Genomic DNA, 22,050 nt, shown 5'->3' on the forward strand with positions numbered 1-22,050 from the left:
AGGCAAGCCCACGTCGTACACTTCGTGAAAATCGACGAGCCTGTGGCGTACTTCACATTAGAAAACAGCACTTCGGAATATTGCCTTGTCAGGGCTGCTGTCTCGAACGAGGTCCACATGAAACCACTTCCGGGCACCCTGAATGCAGACGACCTTCGTGCCTACCGCCGGCAGACCGGCGGCTTATACCTGTCCTATCTGGCCGCCATCATCGTCGCGGTTGGCCTTACTTTCACGAACAGGCCCGCAAGCGAACTCAGAGCGTCGAACGAAATCCAGATGGCGCGCTTGAAGGGCTCATCAGCATCTATCAACGTTCCGGCTGCGGCCAAGCCTGTTGCGAAGCCGTAAGCAGCCTCGGGGCCGGCATCATTTAATTTTTTTGGAAACAGCGCGATGATTAAACCGATCATTCGATTACTCCTGATTTCAGCCCTGTTCGCTCCAACCCTGGCATTTGCCGACGCCGGGCAGGCTCACGTTCAATTTTGCTGGGCGATGGGAAAGTTCGACCATACCATCTACTTCGCCGAAGTTGAGAACCGAGAAGACCGGCAGGTAAGCTTCGATGAGTTGCTTGAGATTTCAGGCATCGACCACCACGCGGTGAAATGCAGCACTTCCGACTCTGCAACGCATCGCTTGGCGCGCGCGAAATTATTGAAAGATTGGCGCGAGTCCGAGTTCGAGATCGTGAACACCACGTTCTTGTCGGATCTCGATTACTAGCTGCGGTGACGACGACCTCGAAGGCGACCGGAGAAAGGCCGCTCCCCTTATCTTCCGATCGTCACGCCCGCGGTTGAACGCAAGGCGTCCTTGAGGCTCGTGGCCTTCATGTCGTCGAGCACTTCCCGCGTCAGGACGGTGGTTTGCCCGGGGATGTTGGGGATCGGTTCGCTCGCCCGTGGCGACGAAAGGCGATTGGCTTTATATGGCGCCGCTGGGTCGATATAGGAATCGCGGTCGGCTTTCCGCGTCCGCTCGGCATGTTGCTTCAAACCTGACGCACGCCGGGCTGCCGCAAGCGTGTCCATGGATCGAGCCGAAATAGCCGGCCCCTGAACTAACGCCGGCGCATGGCGCGGCTGTCCGGCAGCGACGGCAAGGGCGCCGTCGCAGAAACAGACGGCGACAACCGCGATCATTCGCAACGTTCCAGCGGGCATGCGACCTCCCATGTCCGATTTGAGTATGCGCCTAGCAGCCGCGGCAGATGCTCTTGATCTTGCGGTCGAGGGCTGCGTTTTCCTTGCTCAGCGGATCGTTCGGATCGCTCAGATTCTTCTCGTTGGGCACGTCGCTGGCGCGTGGCTGGCGATGACCGACCGGCGCCTGGATCACCCCTCCGCCGCCGGCGTTTCCACTTCCGCCCGAATTCTTCGAAACGGACGAGGACCCTTGCGCGAACGCATCTGCCCCGCCGATCAGAACCATCAGCGCCATCAAGAGGATTGTTTTTCGCATGTTGGTTCTCCCGTCTTTCTGTTTCTTCCTATCGCACTGGCGCGTCGATCGTTGCGCAATTGCGGCGTCCCTGGGCGGCGCAGTCCTGCGCCTTTCGTACATCGGCCATGGTGGCGAGTAACCAGATTCCGGCGGCCACCAGCACCAGGAAGAAGGCGAGCAGCACGGCGTTTTCGATGCCGCGATGGCCCTCATCTTCCGGCGGCTCCCGTTTGCCCTCGCCGTCCTCCGCCATCGCAGGTCACGGCTTTGGCGGGTAGAGGTGAACGTCGCCGCAATAGTCGATGATACGATACTGCATTTCCAAGGATAGATCACATTCCCTGGAACTTGCATGCGACAAATAATTCGGGCCAATCGGCGACTTTCCGTGGCCGCCGGGAATATCGAGCACATAATCCGGCTGGCACAGGCCGGAGACGCGGCCCCGCAAACGGCGCATCAGTTCCTGGCCCTCCGCGATCGTGGTGCGCAGATGCGCGGTTCCCGGCGCCAGATCGCCATGATGCAGGTAATACGGTTTGATCCGATTTTCGACAAAAGCCCTCATCAGCGCTTCCAGGACATTAACATCGTCATTGACGCCGCGGAGCAGCACCGTCTGGCTGACCAGAGGAATGCCGGCATCGGCCAGCCGCGCGCAGGCCAGGCGCGCCTCATCAGACAATTCGCGCGGATGATTGGCATGAACGGCGATCCAGGTCGTCGCGCCGTCAACGCGCAGCGCTTGGACCATGTCCTCATCGATGCGCGCAGGCGCCGCCACCGGCACGCGGGTATGGATGCGGACGATTCTGACGTGATCGATGGCTGCGAGGTCCGTCATGATCTCGGCCAGCCGCCGTGGCGACAACATCAGCGGATCGCCGCCGGTCAGGATGACTTCCCAGATTTCATGGTGACCGCGGATATAGTCCAGCGCGTCGCGATAGGCCGCATCCGACAGCGCCGTTGCCTTGCCCGGCCCAACCATCTCGCGGCGGAAGCAGAACCGGCAATATACTGCGCAGACATGCACCAGCTTGAACAGCACGCGATCGGGATAGCGGTGGACGATGCCGGGGACCGGCGAATGCGCGTCGTCGCCGATCGGATCAGCGTTTTCGCCGGATACGCTCACCAGTTCCAGCGCGTTCGGAATGAATTGCCGCGCGATCGGATCGTCTGGGTTTTCAGTGTCGATCAGGCCGGCGATATCGGGCGTCACGGCGATCGCATAGCGCGCGGCGACCCGTTCGAGGTCGGCGAGATCGGCCACCTTCGCCAACCCGCGCTCGACGAGATCGGCGGGCTGCCGCAGCGTTGCCGCCAGTTTCGGATCTATCCTGTTCATGTCTCTCCTGCCGGTGGCGTCCACACCACCTGATCGACCCGCAGCGCGCCGCTGGCCAGCATCACCAGCCGGTCGAAACCGAGGGCGACCCCGCTCGACGGCGGCATCGCGGCAACCGCTGCGAGAAAATCCTCATCCAGCGGATAGCGCTCGCCATAGCGGCGCTCCTTCTCGTCCATATCAGCGGCGAAACGGCGGCGCTGTTCGGCGGCGTCGGTCAATTCGCCAAATCCATTGGCGAGCTCGACGCCGCAGGCATAGACCTCAAAACGCTCGGCGACCCGTGGATCGGCCGCCTTCGCCCGCGCCAATGCAGCCTCCGGCGCCGGATATTCGAACAAGACGGTCAAACGCCCCTGCCCCAGGTTCGGTTCGACATGCTCGACCAGCACCTTGCTGAAAATGTCCGACCAGGTGTCGTCGTCCGTGACCCGCACCCGCGCGCCTGCGGCGGCCGCAAGCGCCGCGCGATCGCCCTCGCCGTTCGCGATCGTGGCCAGGAGATCGATTCCAGCAAAGCGCTCGAATGCCTGCGCCACCGTCAACAGTTCCGGCTCGGCGAAGGGATCGGCCGTTCGGCCCCGAAACGAGAACCGGCCGATACCGGTCGCCTGCGCCGCATGTGCGATCACGACGACGGTATCGGCCATAACGGCCTCATAGCTTGCGTCGGCGCGGTACCATTCCAGCATCGTGAATTCGGGCAGATGCAGATCGCCGCGCTCGCGGTCGCGGAACACGCGCGCGAACTCGAATATCTTGGCTTCACCGGCGGCGAGCAGTTTTTTGGCGGCGAACTCCGGCGACGTCCGCAAGTAGCGTGTCGCGCGGGTGCCGTCGCCGCTTGTCAGCTCGGTGCGAGGGGCATGCAGATGCGTCTCGTTGCCCGGCGAGACCTGCAGGATGCCGGTCTCGACCTCGGTAAAACCCTGCTCGTCGAACCAGCCCCGCACCGCGCGGGCGATCGCGCTTCGCGCCATCAGGAACGGCTTCCGGTCGGCGTGGCAGCCGGGCGACCACCATGGCGAGACCTGGTCGGTACCGACCATCAGCAATCCTTAGCTGGCCGGCGCAGAGCATTCTCCGGCAAGCCTGAAAAGGCACTCAAGGAATCGGCAAATACCATTGAAATCGTTCGACTTTCTCTGTGACGCCGCCTTGAGGCGGCAACATCCCGCGCTTAATCCATTCTGTCATGGCGAAACCCGCTCACCTTGTCCATTCCACCCGACAGCCGCGGCCCGAGTGCTGGACCTTGTGGCCGGCTCCACAGTCCAATGGCCAGAATTTGCAACAGGATACGAGCATGTCTGGCGGCCTGCTGGGAAGAACTGCAATCCTTTTGTTAGTCGGCCTCGTCACGATGGCGTCAGCCAGCGCGGATGGTCCCGGCCGGAACTTCAAGCATTTGACGGAGGAGATCTTCACCTCGCCCGATCGCGCCGACCACAATTGCGAAGGCGGTCAAGTTACCGGACCGGCGCTCTCAACAAGCGGCCAGAATCGGACCGCTTATGGCCTCAGCCTGTCCGTTCGAAATGGCCGTAAAACGCTGGCATCGACGGGCAAAATCAGTATGTTGCAGCCCGAAACCGCCCGATCGGCCCCACGGACGCCCATGTCCGGTTTGGCCGAGGGCCAGAAATTCAGGAAAACAGCTTTGAAAGTCATCGCCAGTTCTATTCGCAAGGGCAACATCATCGAGCAGGACGGCCGGCTTTACGTCGTCCTCACCGCCGAAAACATCCATCCCGGCAAGGGAACTCCGGTCAGCCAGATCGAAATGCGCCGGATTGGCGATGGCGTGAAGATTTCGGAACGCTACAAGACCACCGACCAGGTCGAGAAGGCGACCGTCGAGGATCACAATTTCAATTATCTGTATGAAGACGCCGACGGCTTCCATTTCATGAATGCCGAGACCTACGACCAGGTCCAGGTCTCAAAGGAAATCGTCGGCTCGTCCGCGCCCTATCTGCAGGAGAACATGACCGTGAAGCTGTCGCTTCACGACATGAATCCGGTCGCGATCCAGCTCCCGCAGCGCGCGACGCTGGAAGTCGTGGAAACCGAGCCGGTCACCAAGGGACAGACCGCGTCTTCCTCCTACAAACCTGCTATCCTCTCCAACGGCGTTCGCACCGCAGTGCCGCCGCACATCGGAACGGGAACGCGGATCGTGGTCATGACCGAGGACGGCTCCTACGTCGAGCGCGCAAAGGATTAAGATCGCGCGCTATAGCGTTTTCAAGCGAAGTGGGCGCCGGTTCGCGTGAAGAAAACGCGTCAAAACTAGAAATTGGAGTTTCGGTTCAATCAGAACCGAAACTCTGGAATTAAGGGGCACGCCGGGGGGCGATTGCATTGAATACGATGGCTGTCCGCTTACTCAGGCGTTGGCTGGCAGTCCTTTGTTTGCTCCCGGCCGGGCTCACTGCAGCCGCCGACGAGTTCCGGACGCCGTCGATCACGGCCGTCCGCGTCGAATGGCGGGCGGTTCTCGATCAGCTGCGCACCGAGATTGCCACCCAACCGGGGATCGCTTCCCGATTTACGTTCGGCCAGCGGCGCGTGCCGGCGTGGGATCCGCGCTCGACGCCTGCGCTGGTGCAACTGAACGCCATCAACGCAAGCCTGTTCGCCGGGATCGGACGCAGTCCGGTGCCGGTGCTGTTGCCATTCGATACCGCCAGCTACCTCGACGACCAGGCCGACGGCACATTGCTGCCGCTGTCACGCTACCAGGCCGATTTCCACCCCGCAGACCTTTTTCACACCGGTCCGGCCGGCTACGACGCGGTGTTCTCGCTGCTATCAGGCGCAGGCGCGGGTCTGCCGTCGCGGATCTTCGCCAGGCCGGTCGAAGTGCAGATCACGGGTTCGATCCTCGTCTACGACCTCGCCGATCCGCTCGGCGGCAAGGGCGAGCCGGTCAAGGCGCTGGCGGCGCAATTCCCCGACCTGCGCCGCTTCATCCGCGAAGGCTATGTTCGCTACGCCTTCACCCGCTTCGGCGTGCCCTATGTGGTGTCGATCCAGTGCCTCGATTCAGCGCCGCGGCCGCGCCGGCTGGCCTGCCGCGAGGCCTATCCTATAGCCGAGCGCTTCCTGAAAGCGTTGCGCATTGCGGGCGGGCAACCGGCGCGGCCGCGCCACGACATTTCGCCCGAGATCGTTGAACGGCCGACGGCGGTTTCGCCCGACTTCAGCTATTACCCGGGCGGCGACATCGTCGCCCGCAGCAGCGTGCGTCGGCGCGGCGGACGCCCCGATTTCGCCGCCTATTCGCAAATCCGTTTTCCGCTCGAGAAAGCGCCGACCGCCATCCGCTCGCAATCCTTGGGCAGCAAAAAATCCGAGGGGGGCCGCGGCATCTATCCGTGGCGGGACAATTTTTGCGAAGCCCGCAGCTTCCAGGTCGGGCAATGCGCCACCGGCTTCGGGCATCAGGGCCAGGACATCCGTCCTGCGCCCTGCCCGCCGAACAGCAACAGCGAAAGCAGCTGCCATCCGAGGAAGCAGGCTGTCGTGGCCGTCCGCGACGGCATCCTGATCCGCTCACTGAAGCAGCAGGCGGCAACGCTGCAGATCAACACCCGCAACGAGCACATCCGCTTCCGCTACATGCACATGAATCCGTCAGCGATGGATGCCGACGGCATTCTCAACGGACGCCGGGTCGCCGAGGGCGAAAAGATCGGCGTCGTGTCCAACTATCTCGATTTCCCCAACGGCACCTCCTACCACCTTCACTTCGACGTGCAGGTGTTCACGCGCGACGGCTGGATCTGGGTCAATCCCTACACCACCCTGATCGCGTCCTATGAACGGCTGATCCGCGGCCGCGGCCGCGAGATCGGCACCGAACCTCCGTCCGTCGCCGCCGTGGTGCAGGCGCTGCCGGTGGATGTGCTGCGCCATGGTGCCCGGGGAGGCCGCCGCGAAAACTAGCGACATTGGCGATAGTCTTGGCAATTACTCGATTTGAGCTCGCCGTCTGGCGGCCTGTTCTATGAGTTCCCCGAGCCGCGTGGAGAGAGGGGAAGCATAGGCATTGGCGCGCCGGATGACGGCAATCCGGCGCTGAAGCCGCAGGCCGCCCACGTTCAGCATTTCGAGGCCGATGCGTTTCAACCCGCGAAGGGCGTCCTCCTGACAGACCGGCGTGAACTAGGAATCTCCAGCCGAAAAAGCCAATCAGGCATCGTGGATGCAAGGCGGCCGATTGTTCAAGGATTCGCGATGAGCAACGGCTGCACGTTTGCGCCGCCAGCCATCAGGGGATTCGACGGCTCGAAGTGCTCGCGCAGCTCTCGCTTCCGGACGAGCGCGCGCGCAACAACAAAGGCTTCCTTCAGGCTTCTGGCTCGCCGGAGCGCAACGTTGAAAAAGGCATCGCCGAAATAGGTCCACTTGGCCTTGTCCTGGCAGCCGAACGATGGACGGTCGGCATCGGCCGCGGTGATGACCAGGACATCGGGGTTAGCGAGACGAGGGATAAAGACTCCGGAATAGCAGGCCGAGATAACCACCACCTTGTGTCGTACGCTCGTGCGCGCCAACATATCGGCGAGATTGGACGGCGTGAGCGTTTGGGTCAGTCGCCCCGCTTTCACTGCAAGACCGGCGCGGGAGCCATGCGAGGTCAGAATCAAAAACAGAACGTCGTTCTCGGTGTCCATTCCATTAGCTGCTACTCGCAACGACATGGTCAGGGCCTCGATCGTTGCGCCTCCGCCTTTCTTCGAATTGTATTGCACGTTGACTGGGCCGCTCCCGAAACGGCCCGCCACGACCTGTGCTGCGCCGGTCGCCTCGCGTCTAAACACGCCTTGATCGCCGAAAAGGCCAAAGGACACCACGCTCACCCTGGGAGCGTCCTCAACCGCGTGCGTCGGCGAAACCGACGCCACGACCGTCAAAACAAGCGCGATGAGCGGTGCGCCGAGCCGGCTGATCCAGGAGTTGGACGTCATTGCGAACCTTGTCTCGTCAGCGCCACCATAGCATAGCGGCCCAATCCGCGACACGCGCTGGTGGCCAACCATCCGGCCTTCATCAAGCCCAGACCAATCGGCATCCTGTTCCGCGCGAGTGAGTCCGCGTCCTGAATTCTATGATGCCGCCGCGCCTACAGCCTTTTGCCGCGCTGGTGGCGTCCAGCGGAAGGCGGCGCCGAACCTGTTCCAGACATTGATCGACGCCACCGCCGACGTGAGATAGGCGAGCTCTTTCTCGGAAAACTCCGCGCTCGCCGCTGCATAGACCTCGTCGCTGACGCCCTCGCTGAGCAAGGTCAGCGCCTCCGTCCAGGCCAGCGCGGCACGCTCGCGCGCGGAAAACTGCGGCGCCTCGCGCCAGACCACCACCAGATTGAGCTTGTCGGTGGGCACGCCGAGCTTCTCGCCCTCCAGGATGTGATACTGCACGCAGAAGGCACAGCCGTTGATCTGCGAGGCGCGCAGCTTGATCAGTTCGAGCAGTTGCTTGTCCATGCCGGCCTTGCCCGCGACCTGGCTGAGCGCCAGCACGGCGTCGTAGGCGTCCGGCGTCAGCGCCATGAAGTCTTTGTATTCTTTCCGGGCGTGTGACATCTCTGGTGCCTCATGTTATCAGTGCTCTGATTTATTATAAGAGCACTGATATGTTGTGCAAGGCACTGCGGAACACCACGGCACGGTCGCGAAATGCACCGGCGAAAAAATTGCGAGAAAAATCGCAAGGATGGCGAAAGCCGTCGGCCGGAAGTGTCGGCCGGCAGTCGCAGCAAACGTCCGCCGAAAATTCCGCGCCCCAACTGCCGCCGCCGCCCGGCGAAGGCAAACGCGGCGAGCAGGGCTATCTCGCCTATCTGCTGCGCCAGGCCCAGGCCGCGACGCGGCTGGCGATGGAGCGGTCGCTGGCCGACCTGGGCGTCACCTCGCCGCAATTCGTGGTGCTGACGATGCTCAAGGCCTATCCCGGCCTGTCCGGCGCAGACGTCGCGCGGGTGGCGATGCTGACGCCGCAGACCGTCGGCGTCATCATCCGCAATCTCGAGCGTGACGGCGCCATCACGAAGACCCCGCATCCCGTTCATGGCCGGATGCTCCAGTGGATGGTGACGACGCGGGGCGCTGCTTTGCTCGACAGGTGCAAGCGACACGCGCAAATGATCGAGCAACGGCTGACGGCCGGGCTGTCCGCCAGGGACCAGACCATGATCCGTCGCTGGCTGGCCAAAATCTCCGCGGATTTGTGAGTGAATCGCCGGTTCCCGCGGCGTCTTGGCTTTTGGCGCAGGCCCGCCGGGCCGCTAGAATGCGGGCATGAAACAGCCCGATTCTCTGACGAACCCGACCCGCCGCGCCCTGTTGCAAGGCGGCATCGGTGCCGGCGCCCTGCTCGCGGCGCGGCTTCCCGCGTTTGCCGCCCCGCCCGGCTTCGACCAATGGCGCGACAATTTTCGTTCGCGCGCACTTGCAAAAGGCATTTCGGACGCGACCTGGACGCGGGTGATGGGCCGCATCGAGCCCGACATGAGCGTGTTCCGGCAGATGCAGAAGCAGCCGGAATTCCACGAGCAGATCTGGCAATACATCAACCGTCGCGTCTCGGACTGGCGCATCATCAACGGCCGCGAAGCCCTGAAGAAGCACGAGGCGCTGTTCGCCCGGATCGAGCAGGATTTTGGCGTCGAGCGCGGCACGCTGCTGGCGCTGTGGGGCGTTGAATCGGCCTATGGCGATCCGCTGGTGCAGCAGAACCATATGCGCCCCATTTTTCCAGCGCTCGCCGCACTCGCCTGGAACGAGCCGCGCCGCCGCGCCTATTGGGAAACCGAACTGATCAACGCGCTGAAGATCGTCGACCGCGGCTGGGGTACGCCGGAGGAAATGCGCGGCTCCTGGGCCGGCGCGATGGGCCATACGCAATGGATGCCGGAAGTCTGGCTCAATGTCGGCATGGATTACGACAAGGACGGCCGCGTCTCGCCGTTCGGCAAGCCCGACGATGCGCTCGGCTCAAGCGCGCGCTTTCTGCTCAACCGCGGCAAGTATCACCGCGGCGAGCATTGGGGCTATGAGGTCAACGCGTCCGGCGCGGCGTCGAGCGGCAACCGGACCTACGCGGCATGGACCAGCGCCGGCGTGACACGCGCCGACGGCAAGCCATTCCCGCAGCCGAATGCGTCGGCGCAAATGTGGGTGCCGGTCGCCGGCGGGCCTTCGTTCCTGCTGGGTCCGAATTTCTATTCGGTGAAAAGCTACAACCCGTCGATGAACTACGCGCTGGCGATCTGCCATCTCGGCGACCGCATCCTGGGCGCGCCGCCGTTCATCCACCCATTCCCCGGCTCCGAACGCGCGCTGACGCTTGCGGAGGTGCAGGAGGTGCAGACCCGGCTGACAAAAGCCGGCTTCGACACCGGCGGCACCGACGGCCGCGTCGGCAACGACACGATGAAGGCGGTGAAGGACTATCAGACCAAGATGGGATTGTTGCCGGCCGACGGCTATGGCGGGCTGAAGGTGCTGACGCGGTTGCGGCAGGGCGGTTAGTTCACCGTAGCGACCAGCCCCATCGTCATTGCGAGCGAGGCGATCGCCTCGGTCTATCCGCAGTCCGTGGTGCAGACCTGCATCGTGCACCTGACGTCGCCGCACTGCTGTCGAAATAGCAACCTGCTCGCGCCAATGCGCAGACGCGCTTCGGTCCAACTTTTGCCGGCATACGCAACGTATGGTTAACCCGCAAGCGATCGTTCTTACATCCGCCAGACGTCGCTTGCAGACGGCTCTCCGAAGGGCGCGTTCGCGCCCGCTTCCACAACGATGCGTCACCATGCCGGTGCGATCGGTTCGCTATCGAGCCCGCAGGGGGTTATACGAATGTTCAACTTTAGGGGACAAAAAATGAAAAGACTACTTCTAGCTGCTGTGGCCCTTTCGGTCGCGACTGCGGCCTCGGCCGCCGACATGCAGGCGCGGCCCTACACCAAGGCGCCCCCGGCAGCGGTGGTTGCGGCATATAATTGGTCCGGCTTCTATATCGGCGCGATGGGTGGCTATGGCTGGGACAGCGGGAACAGCAGCGGCGGGTTCGGCGGCGGCACTATCGGCTATAACTGGCAATTCCCAGGCAGTCAGTTTGTTTTCGGTATCGAAGTCGACGCCGCCGGCGCCAGCATCAAGGACAGCCTCACCGCAGACATCGGCGGGGGTGTCCTGGCCACGGAGGAGCTCAAGATCAACTCGTTCGGCAGCGTGACCGGCCGCGCGGGCTTCGCGATGGATGCGGCCCTCATCTACGCCAAGGGCGGTTTTGCGTGGGCCAACAGAAAGGACTCCGTTTCAGTGCCAGGGCTCGGCGCGTTTTCGGATAGCCAGTCTCATACGGGATACACCCTCGGCGGCGGCCTCGAATACCTGTTCACGCCGAACTGGTCGGCCAAGGGCGAATACATGTACACCAGCCTCGGCAGCAAGACCTACAATCTGGGCGGCGACCTGTTTGACTCCGGCACCATCGACTTCCACACCATCAAGGTCGGCGTGAACTATCACTTCAGGTGAGACGACTCGTGTCGCTGCGTAGATGGGGTAACGGGCCCCGGCCCGCCTTCCAAGCAAGCCGCGCTTGCTACGGCGCTGTTGGGTAGCGCGCTTCGCGCGGCTTGCTTGGAAGGCGGGCGGTCGTCCCTCACATTGATGGTGTTACGGAGTCAGAGGGATGAGCCTCGCTCCAAGCATCGAGGAGAGACGACCATGAACCACTATGCCGGAATCGACGTGTCATTGGAATGCTCGAGCGTGTGTGTTGTTGACGCAAGCGGCAAGATTTTGCGCGAGGCCAGGGTGGCCAGCGAGCCGGAGGCGCTGATCGCCTGGTTCCGGCAGTCTGGCTTTGAGTTTGAGCGGATCGGGCTGGAAGCCGGGCCCTTGTCGCAATGGCTGTTTGCGGGGATGAAGGCGGCCGGCCTCGCCGTTGAGCTGCTCGAGACGCGGCACGTGCGGAAGGCGTTCGAGGCGATGCCGGTCAAGTCGGATCGCAACGATGCACGCGGGATTGCGCAACTGATGCGGCTGGGCTGGTTCCGGCCGGTGCACTGCAAATCGATCAGTGCGCAAGAGACCCGATCGCTGTTGACCGCCCGCAAGCTGGTGCAATCGAAGCTTCTCGACGTCGAGAACAGCCTGCGCGGGATCCTGCGCGGTTTTGGCCTCAAGGTTGGCAAGACGACCGGGCAGACTTTCGCGGGACGGATCGAGGAACTCGTGGACGGCCATCCGCACCTGCAAATGATCGCCAAGGCGCTGCTGGCGGTGCGAGCGGTGCTGCGGACCGAGTTCGCAGCTTTCGAGAAGCATACCCGCAGGATGGTGCGGTCCGATACGCAGGCACGGCTGCTGACGTCAGTCCCGGCGGTCGGCCCGATCGTGGCGCTGACCTATGCCAGCGCAATCGACGATCCGACCCGGTTCAAATCGTCGAAGCAGGCAGGAGCCCATTTCGGGTTGACCCCGAAGAAGCATCAATCCGGTGAGACCGACTACACCGGCCGGATCAGCAAGATCGGTGACGCCTCGGTGCGCACGGCGCTCTATGAGGCTGCCAACGTCATGCTGACCAAGCCGCTCAAGGGCTGTTCGCAATTGAAGAGCTGGGCCATGCGGATCAAAAAGCGCGCCGGCATGAGCAAAGCCAAGGTGGCGTTGGCGCGCCGGCTCGCGGTGATCATGCACCGCATGCTCGCCGACGGAACACCCTTCAACGCCGCTGCGGCGGCAGCCTAACAGGGAGAAACAGCAGTTTTCGGGCGGGTCACGACACCAGGCCTTCTCGAAGCGAAGTCCCTTCGCCGGGACGATGGATCAGGTCAGGCCGTTGCCCACCAGGTCGCCTCGTGAGCACGCTCAACGTAGATTGGTCGACCTATCCTCTTCCAACCCCATCAGGTGGCGGCCCTGCGCCGACCCCGTACAGAAGCGAGACCCCGGCGGGCGGACAACGCAAAGGGATTGACTAATCGAGGCCCGTTACAGAAGCGTGGGCAAAGCGCAAGCGTGCCCACCATTCAGCATGACGCTCTTCGAGAGATGGTGGGCACGGCGCTAACGCGCCTTTGCCCACCCACGGATTTACGAAAAACTCAGATCACCTCGAGCACCAGCTCCATCGTCATCAGCACCGGATTGTCGCCGCGCATCAGCCGTCCCTCGGCGATGCCGCCGAGATAATCGACCAGCGCGATATCGAGCTCTGCCTGCAGCGTGCCGTCAGCGCCGGGCGCAATGGTGCCGGCCTTGATCGCAAGCTCGGTCGCAAACGGCACGACGGTCCGGCCATCGGTGAAATGCGCGCCGATCGTGGAGCCGACGCCGCCGTGAATCCGCGCGCGCAAAATTCCGTGCTGCCGGCAGAAGGTCTCCAGCGCCGCAGCAAAATCCTGATTCGGCCGCAGCCGCAGCGCGAACGCCCGGCTCTCGGCCTTCACATCGGTACCGGCGAGCGCGACCGGACCGAACAGTTTGAAATTGGTCTCGGGATCGGGTTCGGCCGTGAAGATCGCGCCGTCGATGCCGAACGCTTCCACCGCGAACGATTCGGCGACGATGCTCTCCTCGGGAAGAATGTGGCCGCCGTGCAGATGTCCGTCAGTCTCGGTCCACAGCCCGTGGCAATGAAAGAACGGCGCGCCGTCACGCTCGCCGAGCGTCATCGCGCCGAGCTTCAGCCGCGTGATGCCGGAGGGTCGGAACGTGTCGCTGTAGAACGCCGCATTGTCGCCGGTCTTCGACAGCGCCGGCATCACATAGGCAAAGGGCCCAAGCGCCCCTCCCCGCATGCTCAATACGCCGCCGGAAAATCCGGCTTCGGCAAAGCCGCGGCGCGCGGCCTCGAGCAGCGGCAGGCCGGCGGCAAGCCTGAATGAAAACGCCCGCCCCCGCCCCTCGACCCATTGGATGCGTTCAGGCGCAGGCGGCCCGGGCTGCGCGATGCTGCGCATCGCCTCAGCTACCCGTCTTGGATATGAGCTCAAGCAACCCTCGCGCCTCGAGTTCGTCGCGGACCAGCCGCTTCGGAATCTTGCCGTAGCCGGATTTCGGCAACGCGTCCCAGAAGAAGAAGCGCTTCGGCATCTTGTAACGCGGCACCTTCGGCGCCAGGAACGCGGCCAGCTCCGCCTCGCTCACCGCGGCTGCGCCCTCGCGCGCGACGCAGACGGCGACGCCAACCTCGCCCCAGAACGGGTCGGGCACGCCGAGTACGGCGACCTCGCCGATCGCCGGGTGCGTGAGAATCTTCTCCTCGACCTCGCGCGGATAGATGTTGGAGCCGCCCGAGATGTACATGTCCGAGGCGCGGCCGGTGATGTAGACGAATCCCTCCTCGTCCATGTGGCCGAGATCGCCGGTACGAAACCAGCCGTCGCGAAATGCCTTCGCGTTGGCCTCGGGGTTGTCGTAATAGCCGGCAAACACGGCGGGACCGATCACGCAGATTTCGCCGGTTTCGAACGGTTTCAGCTCGCGCCCGTCGTCGCCCTGGATCGAGACCTGCATGCCCGTGCGCTCGAAGCCGCAGGTGCCAATGCGGGCCTGCGGACCGTCCTCGGCGTCGTGCAGACTGGCCGGCATCACCGTGATGTTGCCGGTGACCTCGCCGAGACCGAAATATTGCACCAAAACCTTGCCGAGCTTGCCCAGCGCCGCCTTCTGATCCTCGCGGTACATCGGCGCACCGGCGTAGATCACAAAGCGCAGCGAGGAATGATCGAACTTATCGACCGCGGGATGCTCGACCATCATCTTCAGAATGGTGGGCACGGTAAAAATGTTGCTGACGCGATGCGCCTCGATCAGCCGGAACGCTTCGGCGATGTCGAATTTTTCCGAGGGCAGCAGGATGGTCGGCACGCCGCGCGCGGCCTGCACGAGCTGGTGCACGCCGGCGCCATGCGACAGCGGCGCGACCACCAGCGAGGCATCCGTCTCCGTCGTGCCCGGCATCAGGTCGGCGAGATGATTCGTCACTACAAAGGCCATCTGGCCATGGGTGAGAACGGCTGCCTTGGAGCGGCCGGTGGTGCCGGAGGTGAAGAAGAACCAGCAGGGATCGTCGTAGTCGACCGCGGCGTTATCGATCCTGGCGCCGGCCTGCGACGCGATCACCTCGCTCACCGCCCTTTCGCCAAACGTCCCCTCGCCGATCCGCCAGATGAATTCCAGCGCGGGGTTGGCGGCGGCCTTGGCGTGATCAGGAAAATCGCCATGGCACAAAAACGCCTTCGCGCCGGAAGCGGTGGCGAGATAGGCGACCTCGTCCGGCATCAGGCGGAAATTGGTCGGCACCCAGACCGCGCCCAGCCGAAACGCCGCGAACATCGACCAGAACATCTCGTCGCAATTCTTGGAATGGACCAGGACGCGGTCGCCCTTGACCACACCCCGCGCGGTGAGGCCCGCCGCCAGCGCCGAGACGTGGCCGTCGATCGCGCGCCAGGTCCAGGATCTGTCGCCCCAGATGAAGCCCGTGCGGTCGCCGTGCCGCCGGGCATTCTGGGTCAGCATATGCGAAAGGTTCATCACCCGGCGCGACATCCGCGCCAGGCCGCCGCGCGGGGTGGGATCAGTCACGGTTTCAGTCACAGGGAATCAACCATCACGCTTGGAAAAACAGACATGGAACACCTCATCGCAACGATAGCAGAAAGCCTGCCGCCTGCTCAAATCCGCAGGTCCGGGCATGATAGTCTGATGGCCGGCGGCCGGCATCACCATGGTCCAGCCACGCATTTCCGTCCATTAGCCGCGCGCGAATGATTTAGAGGAACAAAATGGTTACCCGCCGAGAATTGATATTGTCAGGCACAGCCGCCGTGCTGGCCGTTACCTTGCCGCACCACGCGTTCGCGGCTGACGACCCCGCCGGCATTCTCACCGCCATCTACAGCCGCGCTGCCAAGGGCAAGGGCGACCGGACCATTCGCTATGATTTCGTCCACGAGCCCGGCAGATGGAAGATCGACGAGATCAACGGTGTGGTCGACGGCGAGGCGTGGTCGCTCCGCGCCATCATCACCGACTTCCTCAAATACTAGAACCTTGAGCGATGGCCTGCCGATCCTGCGACCGGCAGGCTATCATCGTAAATTACTGCGGATGGTTGGCCAGTTCCTGGTCGCTCAAGCGCCAATCCTGCCAAAGCTGAAGCGCACCCACCAGGACCACGATTGCACCGAGGGCGACATGCCAGGCCCGAAGGATGTCGTCACCGGAGTAGCCGAGGACGAACGGCGAGGCCATCAGCCAGAGGCCGAGCGCGATCTCGCCTATCTCCTCCCAGCGCTGCAGTGCGACATATTCGAGCTGGGCCAGACCGAAGACCAGCATGCCGACCACGAACGTGTTGAGGATCATGGTGCTGCGTTCGGCGTCCATTACGTCGTGGCTGGAGAAAGGAAACCACGGCGACACCACGATCAGCAGGCCAAGCAGCATGCCGAACCAGTCTTCCCACGTGCGATGTTTGCTGAAGAAACCAAAGCCCGACATTGCAGACCTCCCCTTGAAAAGAGGCATACGTCGGCGGCCGCGATCACAGCATTACCGATATCGAACGAGACTCGGCCGCCTTGGCGCCGTATGTCATTCAAAAGACGTAGGAACCCCGCCCCCCGTTGCAAGACCCGGCCTGCAAAGATCCCGCGAGGGCGCCCCCCAGGCACCCAACCCTATTGCGCCGCACCGAGCCGCTTCAGGCTATCGCTCGCCGTGCTCAACCCCGGACTGATCTCCAGCGCCTTACGGAAATCGGCAATCGCGCCGGCCTTGTCGCCGAGCCGCATCTTGGCCTGGCCACGATTGTTCCAGGAATAGGCGTCGGCCGGATCGTATTGCAGCGCCTTGTCGTAATCGGCCAGACCGGCTCTGGTGTCGCCCTGGAACAGTTTGATCATCCCCCGATTGCGCCAGCCCCGCGCGTCCGTCGGCGCCAGCTTGATCACCTCGCCGTAGTCGGCTGCGGCACGGTCGAGCTGCTCGCTGTCGCGATAGGCGTTGCCGCGATTGATGTAGGCCAGAACGTCGGGCCTGAGCTTGATCTCCATGGTGTAATCCGCCACCGCACGGGCCATGTCACGCTTGCGGTGATAGGCGTAGCCGCGATTGCCATAGGCTATCGCAAGCGATGGATTGTGCTCGATGGCGGCGCTGAAATCGGCGATCGCGCGGTCGAGGTCGCCCTTGTTGACCCAGGCGTCGCCGCGATTGTTGTAGGCCAGCGCGAACGCCGGGTTAATGCTGATGGCTTCGTCGTAGTCGGCTATCGCACGATCGAGATCGCGCTTGAAGGCGTAGACGCGGCCGCGGTTGGTGAGTGCGCAGGCCGAGAACGGATCGAGCCGGATCGACTCGTTGAGGTCGGAAAGCGCCGCATCGTACTGCCGCTTCTCGGTCAGGCCGTGCCCGCGGAAGCAGTACGCCGCCGCAAGCTTGCTGCCGGTTTCGCGTTTGGCATCGATGACCGCGCTGCACGCGGCCACCTTGTCGTCCGGGGGCGTGGTCACGCCGATGCAGGTTTGCCAGCTCTGGTCGGCTTCGGCGAACGCGGCGGGCGATTGCGCTGATATCGCCGCGACACCCAGCAATGCAGCGGTCAGGCAGGTCAAAACACGCATATCAGCCAATCCCCGGCGAGCCAGTTCGCTCTTCGTCGCCGGTTTGCATCGTTGGGTTCATGTCCCTAAATGAAAGGGTGAATCATCCAGGAATCATTGGCATGGCCGCCGTCCGCGACAACAAGGCTCAAAACCGCTTCGAACTCGATGTCGAGGGCGCGGTGGCGTTTGCGAACTATCACGTCGCGCCTGCGGCGGTCATCATCACCCATACCGAAACGCCCCGCGCGCTGCGTGGCCGCGGCATCGCTTCGGAATTGGTCAGGGGCGCGCTCGAGCTGATCCGCGCCGACGGCCGCAAGGTCATCGCCGGCTGCGGCTTTGTCGTGGACTATCTGCGCAGAAACCCGGAATTTGCCGATCTGATGGGGTAAGCGAGCGCATTCCCCGCAAACTCGCCGTCGTCCCTGCGAACGCACATCGGCGCTAAAATAGTGTTGCGGGTCGGAATCGTTTGTGATTCCAGCGTGTCATGAGGCACGAATCACTGGTGAATGAGGACTGGGCGAACGTTGTCGCCCGGCTTGGCGGGGTGGAAACGCTTGAAGTTACGGCGCGTAAGACGAGAGCGTTTTTGCGTCCGCGTGAGATCACCAATGCGGTGGATTTGCTGAGATTGATCTTGGCTTACTGTCTGGGCGAGCGCGGATTGCGCTCGACCGTTGCATGGGCGACATCGGTAGGTCTTGTCGATATTTCCAACGTGGCTCTGCTATATCGACTGCGTCAGTGCGGGGACTGGTTCGCAATGCTGGTGGGTCAGGTACTTGCGGCCACTGCCCCGTCAGCGAGCCGGGGACGAATGATCCGCATCATCGATGCCACTTCGGTGCCGAAGAAAGGATCGGAGGCCAGGAAGAAGAACAAGGTGTGGCGCATCCACAGCGCGTTCGATCTGCCGCAGGAACGCTTTGGCCACTTCGAACTGACCGATCAGCGGGCGGGCGAGACGCTCGACCGGATACCGGCGGTGGCTGGAGAGATCCGCCTTGCCGATCGCGCCTATTTGCAACCGGACCGCATGGCGACCCTGCTCGAAGCCGGAGCGGACCTCGTGATCCGGGCCGGCTGGAAGAGCGCGCGCTGGCTCGATGCCGAAGGTGAGGTGTTCGATCTCCTCGCCGCGTTGCGCAAGGCGGCAGTCCGCGGGCTGATCGATCGGCCGATCTGGGTAAAACGCAAGCGCGGCGCACCTCTCGCCTTGCGTCTGGTCGCCATCAAGAAGCCGGTGCAGGCGGCTGCCGACGCGCGACGCAAGGCGCGCCGCGACGCACAGCGAGGCGGTCACCAACTCTCGAAGCAAACGCTCGAGGCCGCCGAATGGGTGATCCTGATCACCTCACTCAAGCCCAAGGACTTCGCAACCGCCGATGTCCTGGCCCTATATCGCCTTCGATGGCGGATCGAACTCGGCTTCAAACGATTGAAGAGTCTGATCGGCCTGAAGGGACCGCCAGGAACCGATGAAGGCTCCGCCAGACCCCACGTTCTGGCTCATCTATTGGCCATTCTGCTGCTCGAGCCGTTCATCGACGAACTCGAGGTCTCTCCCCGCTTGGCCGAAGCCGCCTGACGCCGCCTGGCGCTTGGCGTCTGCTTCAGAATCTCGTCGCCTCGCTGCTTCAGGCGATTATCCCACAGCCCACAATCGCCTGCCTGCGCCGGTCAAAGTCGGCGCTCCAGCGCCATCTTCGCGAACCCCCAAGAAAACGCACGTATCAAACAATGATCCAACTACCTTAGCGCCTATGTGCGAACGCAGGGACCCATACTCCGTGCAGTTAATTTTGTGCTCGATCAAAGACAACGTGGGCGATACCCTCGCCTATCATTGCCTTCCGTGGTTATGGGCCCCTGCTTTCGCAGGGGCGACGGCGGTGGATGTGGTACTCTCAAACAATCCGGATCGACATATCCGGCAGGCCCTCGAGCTTGCACAACAGCACGTCGCCCTTCACCACCGGGCCGACATTTTCCGGCGTGCCCGAATAGATGATGTCGCCCGGCTTGAGTTCGAAGGCTTCCGAAAGCTTGGCGATCTGCTCCGCCACGCTCCAGATCATGTTGCGCAGATCGGAGTTCTGCTTGACCGTGCCGTTCACCGCCAGCGAAATCGCGCCCTTGGTGAAATGGCCGGTCTTGGCTGCGGGGTGAATCGGCCCGAGCACGGCGGAACGATCGAAGCTCTTGCCGATTTCCCATGGCTTCTTCTCGTCACCCATCGCGCGCTGCAGATCGCGCCGTGTCATGTCGAGGCCGAGCGCATAGCCGTAGACGTGGTCGAGCGCCTGCTCCGGCGAGATATTGGTACCGCCCGATTTCAGCGCTGCTACCAGTTCGACCTCGTAATGATAGTTCTTGGTGAGCGAGGGATAGGGATGATCGCCGACACTACCGATGGCGACATTCTGGATCGCGTCGGTCGGCTTCTGAAAGAAGAACGGCGGCTCGCGATTGGGGTCCGAACCCATTTCGCGCGCATGCGCGGCATAATTTCGCCCGATGCAGTAGATCCGCCGCACCGGAAACACATCGGTCTCACCCACGATCGGGATGGTCGTCGTGCCAACCGGAAAAATCGATTTCGGACCAGCCTGCGCCGCGGCCGTGCCGGCCTCCACGCCAGCACCGGCCAGCGCCAGCGCGCCCGTTGCCAGGATGGTCCTGCGATCGACATTGCTCATCGGCGTTCTCCTTGTTTTGCTTAGTGTCGTTGTCCGCCTGTACTACAGCGTTTTCTCCACGAAGTGGATACCGTTTGCGCGTTGTTGCATTGCAATCGCACAAAAAAGGAAGGCCCGCGTCGCCGCGGGCCTTCGCATGTGTGAACCGAGCGAAGCGTCAGTGCTTGATATCCGGCGGCAGCTTGCCGCCATTGGCAGCCAGCTTGGCCATGACCTGCTTGTGCAGCCAGATATTCATGCTCGCGGAATCGTTGCTGTCGCCGGTATAGCCGAGCTCCTTGGCGAGCTCCTTGCGCGCGGCGAAGCTGGAATCGATGTCGAGCGCCTTCATCAGGTCGACGATCGAAGTGCGCCACTCCAGCTTTTCGCCCTTGGCCTTCACCGCCTGGTCGAGGATGGGAGCGACGTCAACGGTAGCGGCTGCCGGTGCGGCGGCGCCCCCGGACGATCCAGCGCCCGCGGCCGCACCGCCGCCGGCCGGCGCGGCGTCCGCCTTGCTGCCGAAGATCGCGCTCATGATTTTTCCGAAAATGCTCATCGTTCGCTCCCAATAATCTGAGGATGGGGTGAGTTTTTTGGCGGCACTGTTTGGCCGGCAGCACCACGCCGGGATCGTTTGCAAATCTAACCAGCCGGATAAAGCTTGCCAATGAAACATTCACCGAAGCGTGAGTGCTATTGTCGCTGTTTGGCGGTAGGCTGCAAGAACAGTTCGCGACATGGCCAGTTCCACCACCCTGTCTTCGCGTCCGGCCCGATCGTGATCTTTTTTGGAGACGGCACGTTTGCGCCCTCCCGCCGGCGCGAAATGCGGCTGCCGAAGGGAGAAAGCAACCATGGCCACTTCATATCAAGGCAATGTCACATCACTGACGCAAAGCGGAAGAGACGCCGCTGCTGCGCCAGTCATCCGAACGATCGGCCTCGCCGAGCTCGGCCGCGCGTTGCGACGCGGCTGGGAAGATTTCAAGGCCGTGCCAACGCACGCCATCATCCTGTGCGTGATCTATCCTGTGCTCGGGCTGGTGCTGGCCCGCGCCGTTCTCGGCTATTCCGTCATACCGCTGTTGTTTCCGCTGGCCGCCGGCTTCGCCCTGATCGGTCCGTTCGCGGCGCTCGGCCTCTATGAAATGAGCCGCCGCCGCGAGCGTGGTGAACAGGCAACCGCCTGGGATGCGCTCGAGGTGCTGCGCTCGCCGTCATTTGGCGCGATGCTTGGCCTCGGCGTGCTGCTGCTGGCGCTTTTCGTGACCTGGGTGGCCACGGCGCAGGCAATCTACATCGCTGCGTTCGGCTATGAGGGCGCGACCGGCATTTCCGATTTCGCCTCGCGCGTGCTGACGACATCGCAAGGTTGGTGGCTGATCGTGGTCGGCTGCGGCGTCGGCTTCCTGTTCGCCCTCGTCGCGCTCTGTATCAGCGTGGTGTCATTCCCGCTGATGCTCGATCGCCATGCCAGCGCCGGCGATGCGATGGTGACCTCGCTGCGCGCGGTCGCACGCAATCCGGCGCCGATGGCGGCCTGGGGATTGATCGTCGCGGTGCTCCTGGTGGCGGGAACGTTGCCGTTCTTCCTCGGCCTTGCCGTCGTCATCCCCCTGCTCGGGCACGCCACTTGGCATCTCTATCGGGAGACGATCGAGCCGGAACTCAATCCGCAGCCGCTTCCGCCCCGCGCGCACCGCGAACGCAAGCCTGCGGCCGATTTCCCGGCCAATCTGTTCCCCTGGCGGCGCAAGGATGGCGCATAAGCCTGCACGGAACCCGATCGATCACACCGCCGGCCGACCCGACCGGCGGTGTCGTCGTTCACTGCTCACTAACGATGAATTGAGCATCTTCAGCGGAAAGGCATTGAAGGCCACGACATCAGCCTTGTTTTGGCCGATCTTGCTTCGAACATT

The 22,050-nt window shown here is 63.0% G+C and carries 26 protein-coding genes; 11 read left to right on the forward strand and 15 right to left on the reverse strand.

Going from position 1 to position 22,050, the window contains the following annotated elements; all coding sequences use genetic code 11:
* Positions 1–194 precede the first annotated feature (194 nt).
* The gene (locus tag V1293_RS06005) at positions 195–413 is read right to left on the reverse strand and encodes a hypothetical protein (RefSeq protein WP_334507549.1); all 219 of its coding nucleotides are present in this window, start codon (positions 411–413) and stop codon (positions 195–197) included.
* On the opposite strand from V1293_RS06005, the gene V1293_RS06010 reads away from it, so the two are divergent.
* A complete protein-coding gene (locus tag V1293_RS06010) occupies positions 397–729 on the forward strand; it encodes a hypothetical protein (RefSeq protein ID WP_334507551.1) in 333 nt (110 codons plus the stop codon). The two genes, V1293_RS06005 and V1293_RS06010, sit on opposite strands and share 17 nt — an antisense overlap.
* A 47-nt stretch (positions 730–776) precedes the next feature.
* On the opposite strand, the gene V1293_RS06015 is transcribed toward V1293_RS06010, so the two are convergent.
* The 5 genes from V1293_RS06015 to epmA are packed head-to-tail and all read right to left on the reverse strand — an operon-like array spanning position 777 to position 3,849.
* Positions 777–1,148 carry a Plug domain-containing protein gene (locus tag V1293_RS06015; protein WP_334507553.1) on the reverse strand — a complete coding sequence of 124 codons (372 nt, stop codon included), beginning with the start codon at positions 1,146–1,148 and terminating at the stop codon, positions 777–779.
* A gap of 52 nt (positions 1,149–1,200) precedes the next feature.
* Positions 1,201–1,467: a hypothetical protein gene (locus V1293_RS06020; RefSeq protein ID WP_334507555.1), complete on the reverse strand. Its 267-nt coding sequence runs from the start codon at positions 1,465–1,467 to the stop codon at positions 1,201–1,203.
* 28 nt (positions 1,468–1,495) lie between these two features.
* Positions 1,496–1,702 (reverse strand): hypothetical protein, encoded by a 207-nt coding sequence (locus V1293_RS06025; RefSeq protein WP_334507557.1) that lies wholly within the window; start codon positions 1,700–1,702, stop codon positions 1,496–1,498.
* Positions 1,703–1,708: 6 nt separating this feature from the next.
* Entirely contained in the window at positions 1,709–2,800 is a 1,092-nt protein-coding gene (locus tag V1293_RS06030) for a lysine-2,3-aminomutase-like protein (RefSeq protein WP_334507559.1), read from the reverse strand.
* Positions 2,797–3,849 carry an EF-P lysine aminoacylase EpmA gene (gene epmA, locus V1293_RS06035; protein ID WP_334507561.1) on the reverse strand — a complete coding sequence of 351 codons (1,053 nt, stop codon included), beginning with the start codon at positions 3,847–3,849 and terminating at the stop codon, positions 2,797–2,799. Before epmA ends, V1293_RS06030 begins: the two co-directional genes overlap by 4 nt.
* Positions 3,850–4,460: 611 nt before the next feature.
* Between epmA and efp the strand changes: the two genes are divergently transcribed.
* Both efp and V1293_RS06045 read left to right on the forward strand, forming a co-directional pair.
* A complete protein-coding gene (gene efp / locus V1293_RS06040) occupies positions 4,461–5,027 on the forward strand; it encodes an elongation factor P (RefSeq protein ID WP_214489432.1) in 567 nt (188 codons plus the stop codon).
* A gap of 146 nt (positions 5,028–5,173) precedes the next feature.
* Positions 5,174–6,751, forward strand: coding sequence for a M23 family peptidase (locus tag V1293_RS06045; protein ID WP_334507564.1), 1,578 nt, complete (start codon positions 5,174–5,176; stop codon positions 6,749–6,751).
* A gap of 24 nt (positions 6,752–6,775) precedes the next feature.
* Here V1293_RS06045 and V1293_RS06050 read toward each other — a convergent pair whose 3' ends face one another.
* The 3 genes from V1293_RS06050 to V1293_RS06060 form a co-directional block, all read right to left on the reverse strand.
* The gene (locus V1293_RS06050) at positions 6,776–6,934 is read right to left on the reverse strand and encodes a hypothetical protein (protein ID WP_334507565.1); all 159 of its coding nucleotides are present in this window, start codon (positions 6,932–6,934) and stop codon (positions 6,776–6,778) included.
* Positions 6,935–7,029: 95 nt separating this feature from the next.
* Positions 7,030–7,776 carry a C13 family peptidase gene (locus V1293_RS06055; RefSeq protein WP_334507567.1) on the reverse strand — a complete coding sequence of 249 codons (747 nt, stop codon included), beginning with the start codon at positions 7,774–7,776 and terminating at the stop codon, positions 7,030–7,032.
* 138 nt (positions 7,777–7,914) lie between these two features.
* Positions 7,915–8,394, reverse strand: coding sequence for a carboxymuconolactone decarboxylase family protein (locus V1293_RS06060; RefSeq protein ID WP_334507569.1), 480 nt, complete (start codon positions 8,392–8,394; stop codon positions 7,915–7,917).
* A 110-nt stretch (positions 8,395–8,504) separates the two neighbouring features.
* Here V1293_RS06060 and V1293_RS06065 point away from each other — a divergent pair, with 110 nt between their 5' ends.
* The 4 genes from V1293_RS06065 (at position 8,505) to V1293_RS06080 (ending at position 12,576) form a co-directional block, all read left to right on the forward strand.
* Positions 8,505–9,041 carry a MarR family winged helix-turn-helix transcriptional regulator gene (locus V1293_RS06065; protein ID WP_334507571.1) on the forward strand — a complete coding sequence of 179 codons (537 nt, stop codon included), beginning with the start codon at positions 8,505–8,507 and terminating at the stop codon, positions 9,039–9,041.
* 67 nt (positions 9,042–9,108) lie between these two features.
* Entirely contained in the window at positions 9,109–10,341 is a 1,233-nt protein-coding gene (locus V1293_RS06070) for a lytic murein transglycosylase (RefSeq protein WP_334507573.1), read from the forward strand.
* Positions 10,342–10,695: 354 nt separating this feature from the next.
* Positions 10,696–11,355, forward strand: coding sequence for an outer membrane protein (locus V1293_RS06075; RefSeq protein ID WP_334507575.1), 660 nt, complete (start codon positions 10,696–10,698; stop codon positions 11,353–11,355).
* A gap of 192 nt (positions 11,356–11,547) precedes the next feature.
* Complete coding sequence (locus V1293_RS06080; RefSeq protein ID WP_334507577.1) at positions 11,548–12,576, forward strand: IS110 family transposase; 1,029 nt, start codon at positions 11,548–11,550, stop codon at positions 12,574–12,576.
* Positions 12,577–12,932: 356 nt separating this feature from the next.
* Here the strand turns inward: V1293_RS06080 and V1293_RS06085 are convergent, their stop codons facing one another.
* Entirely contained in the window at positions 12,933–13,790 is an 858-nt protein-coding gene (locus tag V1293_RS06085; protein ID WP_334516634.1) for a PCC domain-containing protein, read from the reverse strand.
* A 4-nt stretch (positions 13,791–13,794) separates the two neighbouring features.
* A complete protein-coding gene (locus V1293_RS06090; protein ID WP_334516635.1) occupies positions 13,795–15,369 on the reverse strand; it encodes an acyl-CoA synthetase in 1,575 nt (524 codons plus the stop codon).
* Positions 15,370–15,620: 251 nt separating this feature from the next.
* Here V1293_RS06090 and V1293_RS06095 point away from each other — a divergent pair, with 251 nt between their 5' ends.
* A complete protein-coding gene (locus V1293_RS06095; RefSeq protein ID WP_334507579.1) occupies positions 15,621–15,884 on the forward strand; it encodes a hypothetical protein in 264 nt (87 codons plus the stop codon).
* 52 nt (positions 15,885–15,936) lie between these two features.
* Here the strand turns inward: V1293_RS06095 and V1293_RS06100 are convergent, their stop codons facing one another.
* Together V1293_RS06100 and V1293_RS06105 are read right to left on the reverse strand one after the other, a co-directional pair.
* Positions 15,937–16,338, reverse strand: a complete 402-nt coding sequence (locus tag V1293_RS06100; protein WP_334507581.1) for an SPW repeat protein — start codon at positions 16,336–16,338, stop codon at positions 15,937–15,939.
* A 179-nt stretch (positions 16,339–16,517) separates the two neighbouring features.
* The gene (locus V1293_RS06105; protein WP_334507583.1) at positions 16,518–17,462 is read right to left on the reverse strand and encodes a tetratricopeptide repeat protein; all 945 of its coding nucleotides are present in this window, start codon (positions 17,460–17,462) and stop codon (positions 16,518–16,520) included.
* A gap of 101 nt (positions 17,463–17,563) precedes the next feature.
* On the opposite strand from V1293_RS06105, the gene V1293_RS06110 reads away from it, so the two are divergent.
* Together V1293_RS06110 and V1293_RS06115 are read left to right on the forward strand one after the other, a co-directional pair.
* Positions 17,564–17,836: a GNAT family N-acetyltransferase gene (locus V1293_RS06110; protein ID WP_334507585.1), complete on the forward strand. Its 273-nt coding sequence runs from the start codon at positions 17,564–17,566 to the stop codon at positions 17,834–17,836.
* 248 nt (positions 17,837–18,084) lie between these two features.
* Positions 18,085–19,035 carry a transposase gene (locus V1293_RS06115; protein WP_334507587.1) on the forward strand — a complete coding sequence of 317 codons (951 nt, stop codon included), beginning with the start codon at positions 18,085–18,087 and terminating at the stop codon, positions 19,033–19,035.
* A 319-nt stretch (positions 19,036–19,354) separates the two neighbouring features.
* On the opposite strand, the gene V1293_RS06120 is transcribed toward V1293_RS06115, so the two are convergent.
* Positions 19,355–20,146, reverse strand: a complete 792-nt coding sequence (locus V1293_RS06120; protein WP_334507589.1) for a fumarylacetoacetate hydrolase family protein — start codon at positions 20,144–20,146, stop codon at positions 19,355–19,357.
* Positions 20,147–20,303: 157 nt separating this feature from the next.
* Positions 20,304–20,684: a DUF3597 domain-containing protein gene (locus tag V1293_RS06125; RefSeq protein WP_334507592.1), complete on the reverse strand. Its 381-nt coding sequence runs from the start codon at positions 20,682–20,684 to the stop codon at positions 20,304–20,306.
* 298 nt (positions 20,685–20,982) lie between these two features.
* Here V1293_RS06125 and V1293_RS06130 point away from each other — a divergent pair, with 298 nt between their 5' ends.
* Positions 20,983–21,897 carry a DUF2189 domain-containing protein gene (locus V1293_RS06130; protein ID WP_334507595.1) on the forward strand — a complete coding sequence of 305 codons (915 nt, stop codon included), beginning with the start codon at positions 20,983–20,985 and terminating at the stop codon, positions 21,895–21,897.
* Positions 21,898–22,050 lie beyond the last annotated feature (153 nt).

This window comes from Bradyrhizobium sp. AZCC 1693 (genome assembly GCF_036924745.1).
Classification (GTDB): Bacteria; Pseudomonadota; Alphaproteobacteria; order Rhizobiales; family Xanthobacteraceae; genus Bradyrhizobium.

Coding starts and splice junctions, on each gene's coding strand:
- V1293_RS06010 (WP_334507551.1), top strand. CDS start 397: ATGATTAAACCGATCATTCGATTACTCCTGATTTCAGCCCTGTTCGCT.
- V1293_RS06005 (WP_334507549.1), bottom strand. CDS start 413: ATGATCGGTTTAATCATCGCGCTGTTTCCAAAAAAATTAAATGATGCC.
- V1293_RS06015 (WP_334507553.1), bottom strand. CDS start 1,148: ATGATCGCGGTTGTCGCCGTCTGTTTCTGCGACGGCGCCCTTGCCGTC.
- V1293_RS06020 (WP_334507555.1), bottom strand. CDS start 1,467: ATGCGAAAAACAATCCTCTTGATGGCGCTGATGGTTCTGATCGGCGGG.
- V1293_RS06025 (WP_334507557.1), bottom strand. CDS start 1,702: ATGGCGGAGGACGGCGAGGGCAAACGGGAGCCGCCGGAAGATGAGGGC.
- V1293_RS06030 (WP_334507559.1), bottom strand. CDS start 2,800: ATGAACAGGATAGATCCGAAACTGGCGGCAACGCTGCGGCAGCCCGCC.
- epmA (WP_334507561.1), bottom strand. CDS start 3,849: ATGGTCGGTACCGACCAGGTCTCGCCATGGTGGTCGCCCGGCTGCCAC.
- V1293_RS06045 (WP_334507564.1), top strand. CDS start 5,174: ATGGCTGTCCGCTTACTCAGGCGTTGGCTGGCAGTCCTTTGTTTGCTC.
- V1293_RS06055 (WP_334507567.1), bottom strand. CDS start 7,776: ATGACGTCCAACTCCTGGATCAGCCGGCTCGGCGCACCGCTCATCGCG.
- V1293_RS06060 (WP_334507569.1), bottom strand. CDS start 8,394: ATGTCACACGCCCGGAAAGAATACAAAGACTTCATGGCGCTGACGCCG.
- V1293_RS06070 (WP_334507573.1), top strand. CDS start 9,109: ATGAAACAGCCCGATTCTCTGACGAACCCGACCCGCCGCGCCCTGTTG.
- V1293_RS06075 (WP_334507575.1), top strand. CDS start 10,696: ATGAAAAGACTACTTCTAGCTGCTGTGGCCCTTTCGGTCGCGACTGCG.
- V1293_RS06080 (WP_334507577.1), top strand. CDS start 11,548: ATGAACCACTATGCCGGAATCGACGTGTCATTGGAATGCTCGAGCGTG.
- V1293_RS06085 (WP_334516634.1), bottom strand. CDS start 13,790: ATGCGCAGCATCGCGCAGCCCGGGCCGCCTGCGCCTGAACGCATCCAA.
- V1293_RS06090 (WP_334516635.1), bottom strand. CDS start 15,369: ATGAACCTTTCGCATATGCTGACCCAGAATGCCCGGCGGCACGGCGAC.
- V1293_RS06095 (WP_334507579.1), top strand. CDS start 15,621: ATGGTTACCCGCCGAGAATTGATATTGTCAGGCACAGCCGCCGTGCTG.
- V1293_RS06100 (WP_334507581.1), bottom strand. CDS start 16,338: ATGTCGGGCTTTGGTTTCTTCAGCAAACATCGCACGTGGGAAGACTGG.
- V1293_RS06105 (WP_334507583.1), bottom strand. CDS start 17,462: ATGCGTGTTTTGACCTGCCTGACCGCTGCATTGCTGGGTGTCGCGGCG.
- V1293_RS06110 (WP_334507585.1), top strand. CDS start 17,564: ATGGCCGCCGTCCGCGACAACAAGGCTCAAAACCGCTTCGAACTCGAT.
- V1293_RS06120 (WP_334507589.1), bottom strand. CDS start 20,146: ATGAGCAATGTCGATCGCAGGACCATCCTGGCAACGGGCGCGCTGGCG.
- V1293_RS06125 (WP_334507592.1), bottom strand. CDS start 20,684: ATGAGCATTTTCGGAAAAATCATGAGCGCGATCTTCGGCAGCAAGGCG.
- V1293_RS06130 (WP_334507595.1), top strand. CDS start 20,983: ATGGCCACTTCATATCAAGGCAATGTCACATCACTGACGCAAAGCGGA.